The 10,471-nt window shown below is 38.7% G+C and carries 4 protein-coding genes; all 4 read right to left on the minus strand.

What is annotated here, in order from left to right; translation table 11 throughout:
- Window position 1: 1 nt before the first annotated feature.
- Window positions 2-6,163: an RHS repeat-associated core domain-containing protein gene (locus ACESQI_RS09095; RefSeq protein WP_373125849.1), complete on the minus strand. Its 6,162-nt coding sequence runs from the start codon at window positions 6,161-6,163 to the stop codon at window positions 2-4.
- A 12-nt stretch (window positions 6,164-6,175) separates the two neighbouring features.
- Complete coding sequence (locus tag ACESQI_RS09100) at window positions 6,176-6,607, minus strand: T9SS type A sorting domain-containing protein (protein ID WP_195349131.1); 432 nt, start codon at window positions 6,605-6,607, stop codon at window positions 6,176-6,178.
- 42 nt (window positions 6,608-6,649) lie between these two features.
- On the minus strand, window positions 6,650-7,600 hold the full coding sequence (locus ACESQI_RS09105) for a pyocin knob domain-containing protein (RefSeq protein WP_052353088.1): 951 nt from the start codon (window positions 7,598-7,600) through the stop codon (window positions 6,650-6,652).
- 359 nt (window positions 7,601-7,959) lie between these two features.
- Window positions 7,960-10,026, minus strand: coding sequence for an acetate--CoA ligase family protein (locus ACESQI_RS09110; RefSeq protein WP_373125851.1), 2,067 nt, complete (start codon window positions 10,024-10,026; stop codon window positions 7,960-7,962).
- Window positions 10,027-10,471 lie beyond the last annotated feature (445 nt).

Below are 10,471 nucleotides of genomic sequence, written 5' to 3' on the forward strand. Positions count from 1 at the left end.
ACTATTTTCTTTTATAAGGATACAAACTTCTAAATTTACCATTGGGAGCAATACGCAATAAATTACCATTATTTTGATAATGTGTTTCTCCAGGATACATTGGAGCATTAGTAGGATATGTAGTCTTTGTTGATAGTGGGTTTGAATATATTTCTTTAGCCATATTCAAATAATCATCATGGCTCATATCAGGATAATCCTTCATGTGTTCTCCATATTTCCGTCCAAGCTGTTTAGTATCATATTGTAATTCTTGCCTTACATTGAATTTTCCAGTCCAAGGGCTTACACGTGCCTCTTTTGCCCTTTGCCAACCCGAAAGGGAACCGGTAGCTCCTCCAACAGCAAAACCAACTTTTGCTGAATTCCAACCTCCTTGCATGGATTCTTCAAAACTGCCTCCATTTAGCGCTGTCCATCCCGCACCAACAGTAAATCCGGTAGCTCCACTAACAACACCATTAGTAACCATGTCTTGCAATACAGGACCATCGAACATATTAGAAATGTACTTACTCACATAAGGAGTTAACTTATCAGCCAGTTTCCCCCCGACATAGCCTGTAATGGCTCCTGAAGCTCCACTTATTCCTACTTGTCCCCAATTAATATTACTGCCATTCCAAGTATTTCCATTCCCACCTGCAAAACCTTGTGAGATAAGATTATTTCCTGCTCCTGTAATTCCTCCTGTTAAAGCAGGTACGACGGACGCCCCTACACCTGTTAGTGTCAGTAAAGTTGAAGCACCAGCCAAAGCGCCAGTACCAAAATAACCAAGTCCCTCCCAAGTGAAGTCAGCTCCATTTGTTATCCAGTTTATAATAGCACCGGCAGCAATAGGAATCAACCAGAACCATTCTCCATCGGGATCTGTATACAACAACGGGTTTCCATAGCAATACCCATACCGATTGTAATTCAACCAATTACCCGGTGCCTGCACATAAGGATCAGGACTTAAAAACATACCCAGCAAAGGATCGTATACACGACCATTCATATTTATCAATCCCAAACCATCCAAATGTTCATGCAGGGTATACCCTCTATCAACAATAAACTTAGTGCGTGTTTCAGTATCTTTCCATGAAGCAGGGTTACGACGATTCCCCCACGGGTCATAGGCGTACCTCTCTTTTACTACGCCATTCATATCTGTTAAAGCCAACAGTGAACCTTGATAATCACAATAAGTAGAATAGAAACGATTATTGCCGTCATCGTTTATGTAAATTCCGGCCAAACCATCTCCACCACTAATATAATGAATCTTTTTAACTTTACCCGATGAATCGACCTCTTCTTCATAATTACCGGAATAATAACGGGTAAAAGTGGCACTACCATCTTTAAAGATACCTTTACGCCGCTGCTCATCTACCCCGTAATCCAAAACCAGAGATTTACTTCCCAAACTGATATTCTTTACTTTCTTGAAATCAGTATAGGTGACAGTCTGAGTCAAATTAGGTATTCTATCGGGCTTACCACTTAATGAAGTCAAGGCATGAGGCTTACCATTTTCTTCTCCATAGCCGAAAGTAAAACCGACATCACTTTTAGTAGTGATTGTTCCGGTGGTAGGATTATAATCTATACTGTTACTCGTTTGTGAAATATTATCTTTACTTATATTCCAGGCTGTCAGACGGTTCATGCCATCATAAGTAAAGTCCTCCTTGTGACCGGTGAGCAAGTCGCTTCGGGAGATTAGGTTGCCCTTATTATTAAAAGTATAAGCCATATTCATTATGGCGGCGGCAGAAATGGATGAGGGCAGTCCACGACTGTCATAAGACTGAGTTTTCTCTACATTTCCCTGTTTAGTCTTAGTAAGCTGTCCACGGGCATTAGCCGACAAGCCTTGCCAGATCCTATTGTCATAAGAATCGGTTACGGATATCAGATTGCCATAAGAATCATACGAATTGTTGATGACATATCCGTCCGGATAAGTCTCCTTCTTTATTCTGCCAAAGACATCGTAAGAAGTTTCAGCAGTATATGACTTTTCATTTTTTATGTTTTCGACGAGCTTCACAATCCTGTCCAGATGATCATAGGTAAACTGCTGGGTATGCTTACCGTCAATACGGATTTCGCTTAGCCTGTTATTACTGTCATAATCATAGTTTGTAACCTCACCCTGACGATTCACTTTCGATAATAAACCTTTTGAATAAGTATAATTTGTGACCACAGGAGATTTTCCTATATGTATGCTTTGTGTCTCACTTTTCAGTTGCCTCCAGGCATCATAAACAGTCGTAATGACACCAGCATCCGGATCTGTCAGTTTTGTACGGTTTCCTACCAAGTCATATTCCATGCTAATAGGTGTCCCACCTTCGGGAGTAGCAGTCTTCACTGCTCCCGAAGCATAATAGGAGTAAGAAACCGTTTTGCCATTAGTCGTTTGTGAAACGGTTTCACCCAAAGCATTCTTCACAGTGGTAGTAGTGGTGTTAGGCGAGGTCACTTGAGTAGTCAGTCCGCTATAAGAATAAGAAGTAGTGCCCAAAGGCGTAACAGAACTCTGCAAACGCCCATAGCTATCATAATAATTAGTGGAAGCCCAAGTGACAGATTCTCCTGAAAAGTAAGGTTCGGAAATACGATACAACTGTCCTTTGGAGTTATATTCCTTACTTGAAATAATTTCCTTTCCACCCAGGCCATAATACTTCTGACCAAGTTCACGCTCCATATTATCATACCAGACGGTAACAGGAGACTGACCGGAAGTTTCTGTATATTCGTAAAATCTGCTTCCGGCCATACTACCGGTACTGGCCCATTTCAGGAGTTTTACGGATTCCACTTTATCCGGTGAAACTGTTTTAATCTGACGACCGAATCCGTCATATTCATAAATCGTAGTACCCAGCCTGGATGTTTCGCTCAAAAGCAGACTCCGGCCTTCATCATAGTTATAAGTGACGGTTTCATTCAACAGGTTATTCGTTTTCCTGGCAATGAAACGTCCGGTAGACGAATAAGCCAAAGAAGTAGAACGCGATTCATTACCAGCCTTGAGGGTTATTAATCCCGGATTCCCATATTTATCATAATTGCTATAAACTGTAGAGACAGCAAAAGAGGTATTCGGGTCCTCTGTTTTAGTCAGCAGATTACCTTTGCCATCATAAGTGTATTCTTGTGTACGAATATCATCGGGAACACCTGCCCTGGATTTTGTAGTTGTTATTTTTTCTATCTTATTGGCACACCAGGAACCTTTCTTTATATATTTTAATTCCTGAGTCTCAGTAAAGGAAGTGCCATATTTCGTTACAATACTTTGAGGATTATTACTGTCATCATAGCGACTATATTCTTTAGTCACAGTAACATTGCTCAAATAATCTTTCTGTGTTTGAGATTGAAGCTGAAGATGAAAAGCTTTCTGCTGTTTCACAAAACTGTACACATTCTTACTCTCACTAATGAGACTCCCAGTTGTAGTCTTCGTCAGTGTACTTTTAGGGTAAGTAACATAATACTCAGTATTCATATCATTCTCATTAACGGTTATCCGGCCATTAATATTGTCACGAATTTGTATATTCTTAAATCCAAAGAACCCTTTACCTTGCTTGTGAATCAATGGAGTACCGAAGGTATATTGCTGATTAAACAATTTTCCGGTGATCTGGCTGACAACTTCAAACTCAGGAGGTAAAGATGTCAGGATATTGGCATCAACAGTAATATTTGTACCACCGTTAAAAGGACTTTTTACGCTCTTATAGTTGATAACATATTCATCCTCATAAGCGTTCTTTATTTTGAGTATCTTATTAAACTTTACTCCCCGGCAGAAGGTGTAATAATGAGGTTTTATCGTAGAATTTACAAGATAAGTATTTTCAACAAAAACATTTTTATTCAAGCCTGAATCAAATTTACCAGAAACAGTGAACTCAAATTCTTGTGAATTTTGTTTTGTTATTTTCAATATACTAACAAATGTAGTACCGACATTCAACAACAAATCCATACTCCAATCTTTTATATTATTAGGGTAATTCTCATAATTAGGATACTTCACCAATATATCGGTTTTCCCATCTTGATTGACATCCATTAGCAGAGGTTCTACATCCATTCTACCTCCAAAAATTTTCTTATCCAATCCGCTATCAAACAAGCTCTTACCATCAGACTTCCAAAGACTCCAATAGATATGTGAAGATTTAGAAAATTCATGTCTTAATATATCAGTATTACCATCTCCATTAAAATCACCTACATATATTTTGTCCCTATAATGGAAAGAATTTGTTGAATAGATATTAACAAAAGAATTAGACAGTTTACTATATTCATAAAAATTGGTAGTATTGTCCGTCATACACATCAATTCCTGCTTTCCATTTCCATTTATATCGGTAAGATATATCCTTTTACAATAGCCTATATCAGAAGAAACGCCATCAACAGAAAATTTACATATATAATTATTACCCACTATCACCATAAATTGAGTACTACCGTCTCCCAAAAAGTCACCAGGAATAGCATACAACTCATCCTTTCTACCAAAATCATATTCAGACAACCTTATATTCACATCGCCACTGGAATAAGCACCAAATACACCATTCTGATATTTAAAGCAATATAAAGAATAATAAGGGCTGGTAGCCGCTTCTCCTATATAAAGTTCATCTTTACCATCATTATCATTGTCAGCAAAAGCAAATGTGCGATGAGTATTCCAATCAAACTCATCAGCTTCCATTACATAATAAAACCAACCATTGCCACCGTTGCGATACATTACCCAAAGGTATTTCATATTACCGGCAGCATTTTTCATTTGGAATTTCACCACTGGGTCCGAAATTCCATCTCCATTAATATCTCCCCAAAATTTTATCATAGATGAGATTTCATACCCTTCAGAATTCAACGCTTTAAGTCGGGGAGTTTGTTCGAGTGTCATCTCAGAGGAATATTCTTGACTATAACTATGGGCTCCCCATGTAAATTCTATCGGTAAAAATGATTCACCACTGGCATTTGTCTTTTTTATACTTACTAAATGATAAATATCTCTCTCCGGCTCATATTTCAAATCATACGTTTCAAGTGTTTGAGAATTGAGTCCTTTAACAACTATTTTTTTTAAACAATTACGGTTTCTTGTCTCCATTCCGTCAATGTACATAGGCCCCATATTAGCAATAATATCATATTCAAAGTAGATAGTTGCCACAATTTGTTTGCTGCCATTTTCTTCGTGTCCGTATATAATTGATGACAGGCGGGTATCACTAAAGCTATAAGAGCCGGACAAAGAATTATTTGTAGCATAAACATATTCTACAAAATTGTGGTTCGGATCAGTTATTTTATGAAGAGCCCAACCCAAATTGTAAAATTCTGTATCCGGTAAATTCAATGAAGATGATTTAACAGGAAAATAAGAAGCTAAAGAAGAACGGTTTCCATATTCCAAAACATTTCCATCTTTTTGGAATATTTTGAAATATTTAGGACCCCAGGCAGTGATATTGTAACCGACTATTTTATTAGATTCATCATTCTCTGTCCGGTATTCAATCGTATCAGAAGAAGATACTAACGGACCATTTACAACCAGACGCTGTCCATCCAATGCCAAAGGCGAATATTTGTCCCAAATGATTCCACTCTTTTCATTATCATAATAATAATTCTTAGGAACACGGGAAATCATGGACAATCCACCTAAGTTCCATCCCCAACCCGCAATACCATTACCGGACTGACTATTATACACCAAAGATATGTTGGGCTGCACGCCATTAACTCCCGGAGGACAAGATATAGGAATTGTATATGCTGCATTCCCACTGGCACCGACATTTAATTCTCCTGGTATTTTCCCAACAACAGCCCCCTGGGTGGCATCTCCCACTATCGTTCCATCGGGCCTGGCATAAGTATTGTCTGTCGGAGGGAATAAAAGGCAAGGATTTGTATAAGCATGAAAACTCTCTCCCGGAGTGGCGGTATAGGAAAAACCCGGTTTTAACAGTATATAATCACGAGCTACATAAGAATTATTTCCCGATTGAGGTGTTTGAAGTTCCCAATTAGGCTGTGTATTTTGCGCCTTACTATTAGTGATAAAACATATCATTAAAATAAAAACAAAATATATCTTTTTCATAGTAGTAGAGTTTTATTGTTTGACTATCTTATATTGTACAACTTCCTCTCCATATTTCAAAATAAGAATATAAATACCAGTACTGTATGTGGATAAATCTAAAGAGACATTCCCATTTCCAATCTGCTTTTTATTTAATAGTTTTTGCCCGGAAGAAGAGTAAAGTGTAAAATCATAACAACAATTTTCTTCACCTGAAGAGATTTCCATATTTAAAAAACCTTTTGTTGGATTCGGAAATACCCTTATTTTACATTGCATCAATTCTTGTTCCAAAGGAGAGATTTCATCATCAACAGATTTAGCACGTGTATTTATAGAAATTACAACTCTGCTTACGCGGTTACCTGCATGATCATATTCATAAACAACTTTATAAGTTTGGGCAGAAAGTTGAAATATGGCAAACAACAATACTAAGAAAGATAAATATACTCGTTTCATATCATTTTACATTTTATAGTTCATAATAGCCTTCTCATATTATCATTTTTTTATTTGTGATTTCAAGTCCTCTATTTCCTGCTTCAAATCTATTATGTATAAAGTCAGTTCTTCTATCTTCTGAAGTAACAAAACATCCGTCTCTGCCAAATTGACTCCATTAGCTTTGACTTCTTTTTCCGAAGGAACACCAGGCAAGGTCCCATTTTCATCAATATGTCGTTTTACTTCTTTTAGAGTAGGAAGATTATATCCTTTTTTAAATACAAAATCAGCCCAGTCAGAAACGACTTTAATCTCTTTGGCGCGTATCGTACCATTAACATCCAGCTCATTAGATGGGTTAACTGTACCAATACCTATTTTCCCATATTGATCAATATGCATTCTCACTCTTGCAGTTCCTGTAACATCTCCTGGCTGGCTAGTCATTAATTGTAAAAACGTCCCCCATTCATCCCCTCTAAATGCTCTTATACCACTTTGACCTGCATACTTAAAATTAAAAATAATATCTCGCTTCCCTGCTTCACCGGTAGGAGAATTAGGTCCTTGAATTATAAATGTAGAATATGTATTATCCAGTTCGTTACCAAATTCAGATGAACCATTGACTTTTAAATTCTCCAAATTCACATTCCCAGATAAATCACTCATTAATATCTTATTCCATCCATTCCAAGAAGAGGAGAAATAATCACCATTTCTATAAAAAACACCATTATTGTTAAAACTCAACTGACTTATATAACCTGCGGTTCCATTAAACCCAGGAGAAATCGTAAGATTCGTAGTAAATCCATATGCAGTACTAATACCTGAAGTCGTTAAAAATTTCAAATCAGCCTTAACTTCTCTCTCTCCATAATCACGAGGTGGCTCACTTATGTTCCTTGTATCATTAACGCCTAATGACATTGCTGTTTGTGCATGGGTACTCATAGATAATAAAGGAATGGCAAATACAACTAATGAATAAATAATCTTTTTCATACTAAAAATTTAAATGTTAACACCTGGAAGAATTATCTCAGTAAAACATGGCCAGCCTATGTCTCAAACAAAAAATGTTTTGTACAAAAATAAAGAAATATGTCATAAAAACCTAAAAAAGCACCCGGAGAAATCAGACACCAAACAAGCAGAATAAACACCTAATTTTCAGAACAATACAATATAAAAGCAAAAAAAGACCCGGACATTTGAAAAAATATTTTCATCTGTAATATTTAAATCCACACCATATAGCTATAAATAGAAGGGAAAGGGGAGAATTGAGAAGGGAGAAGTAAGCTGCGCTATCACGCTGCATAGTACTTCTCCCTTCTCAATTCTCCCTTCTCCCTTCTATATCATTCTCCCTTCTCAATTCTTATACGTGCATCCACTGCTATCACCTCTTTTTCTGTAGCCAATAGTGGATTGATATCCATCTCCTTTATCTCAGTCGCAAACCGTAACAGAGTAGAGAGACGAACTATTATTTCAGCAAATTTATCTTCATTCACTCCTTTTTGTCCACGAGTACCCTGAATTATTTTATAAGCCCGGAGCGAGTGAATCATAGAATAGGCTTCCTCATAAGACAACGGGGCAAGGCCGGAAGAAACATCTTTCAATACCTCCACAAAAATTCCTCCTAATCCGCACAACACCACATGCCCGAATTTCTCTTCGTATTTGGCACCAATGAACAACTCTGTACCTTTCAGCATAGGCTGTACCATGATAGCATGCGCTTCCGGTATCTGCATCATCCTATCGAACTCTAACGCCAGATGCTGCTCTCCTTTTATATTCAGCACTACACCACCTACGTCCGATTTATGCACAGGTCCTACTACCTTCGCCACCACAGGAAATCCACAACGACGGGCAAAAGCAATCACCTCTTCTTTATTTCCCGAAACAAACTCGTCAACAATCGGAATACCTGCCGAGTGGAGCAATGCCTGCACATAATGCGGCTCGATATATCCATTTGCCGGAATAGAGTCAATGATGCGACGAATACGGGGAACATCCACACCAAAAAGTTCGATCTCATTCGTTGCCGGCCGCGGTGCATTTACAATGCGCGACAAAGCCGTACCAAGTGTCACTTCATCTGCAAAGTTCACATGCCCTTTGGCAAGAAAAGCTGCCACTTCTGCCCCTGCCGTATTGATAGACGGAAGAATAGGGAAAATAGGCTTACGGCAAGTCTGCATCTTTTCGTGCAATACATCGTACATTTCAAACATGGTCACTAATCCCGGTGTACCAAAAATGGCCATCATGGCATCTATATTTTCAAACTTCTCTTCACAATAATCAATACAGAGACGGAGGTGCTCCGGTGTACCGGTAGCAAGGATATCAATCGGATTTCCCACAGCAGCACCGGGAAATAATCCGGCTTTCAGTTCATCTGCCGCCTCACCTTCCAGCCGAGGGACATTCAATCCGCCTTTACTTAGGGCATCGGTCAGCATCACTCCCGGACCACCGGCATGGGTGATAATAGCAAAGTTCTTACCTCTCAACTCCGGCAAAGTAAAGACACAGCCTACCGTAGTAAGCTCCTCGCGTGAATAGCAACGCACGATACCTGCCTTACGGAACAATGCCTCTACGGCAGAATCGGGACTTGCAATAGCCCCTGTGTGTGAGGAAGCTGCACGACTGCCACTTTCGGAGCTTCCAGCCTTGATCGCTGCAATTTTACATCCCTTTTTTATCAGCGATGAAGCATGGAACAACAGTCGGTCGGGATCGCCGATACTCTCTATATAGAGCAGTTTAATTCTGGAATCTTTCTCCGGATCAAATGTTTCGTCCATATATCCCAGCACATCTTCCACGCCAATCTGTTTGGCATTTCCTACAGACCATACGGAATTGAACTGCAACCCTTTCGTCACCGCACTCTCGAGAATAAATACCGCCGTAGCACCGGAACTGGAAATCAAATCCACTCCCTTCGGACTGAGTTGTGGTATAGGCTGACTGAACACGCTGTGATGCCAGGTATTCATCACTCCAATACAGTTGGGACCGATAAGCGATGCGCCATATTTATTTACCGTTTCAAGAATTCGCTCCTCAAGCAAGGCACCTTCATGCGTTTCTTCGCCAAAACCTGCAGAAAGAATAACAAATGCACGGGTCTGTTTTTCACGTGCCAAAGTCTCAACCACATCCGGACACAGGGCGGCCGGAATGGCAAGAATGGCAAGATCGGTATCGGGTACATCTTTTGCATCGGCAAAAGAAGGAATTCCCTGCACTTCTGCTTCTTTGGGATTTATAGCACGAAGTTCACCACGGTATCCTCCGCTGATAAGATTTTTCAGAATAGCGCCTCCGGGCTTATGTACATTGTTTGATGCGCCCACTACGACAATACTCTCTGGGCGGAGCAACTGAGTTGTAATCATACGGCTGTATATTATTCGGTTATTAATGCACAAATATAATGTTTCTTCAGAACAAAAAGTACATAAAAGAGATTCTTTTCATTATACCTTTTAAGACAGGTAAGATATATACTTATAGGAATACAGTATATCAATATATTAGTGATAGCAAACACGGAGTAAGGACAAACAACACCCGGATGTTGTTGATCAAAACATCCGGATGTTATCTATAACAACATGGGGATGTTTTAAGAAAAAACACCCGGATGTTTTCCATTCTTTAAACATGGATAACAGGGCCGACGCATTAAATAAATTACTATTGCATATGTACTTTTCTTATTGTTATTTAATTGAATATTAATTGTTTAGTATTGTTTTATTTCGTTTATATTTCGTATATTTACATGGTAATATTAAACAGTAATTGACATGAAAATAGGTATAATTGACATTTGTAAGC

Origin of the sequence: Bacteroides sp. HPS0048 (assembly GCF_964240755.1) — a bacterium.
GTDB lineage: Bacteria > Bacteroidota > Bacteroidia > Bacteroidales > Bacteroidaceae > Bacteroides > Bacteroides nordii.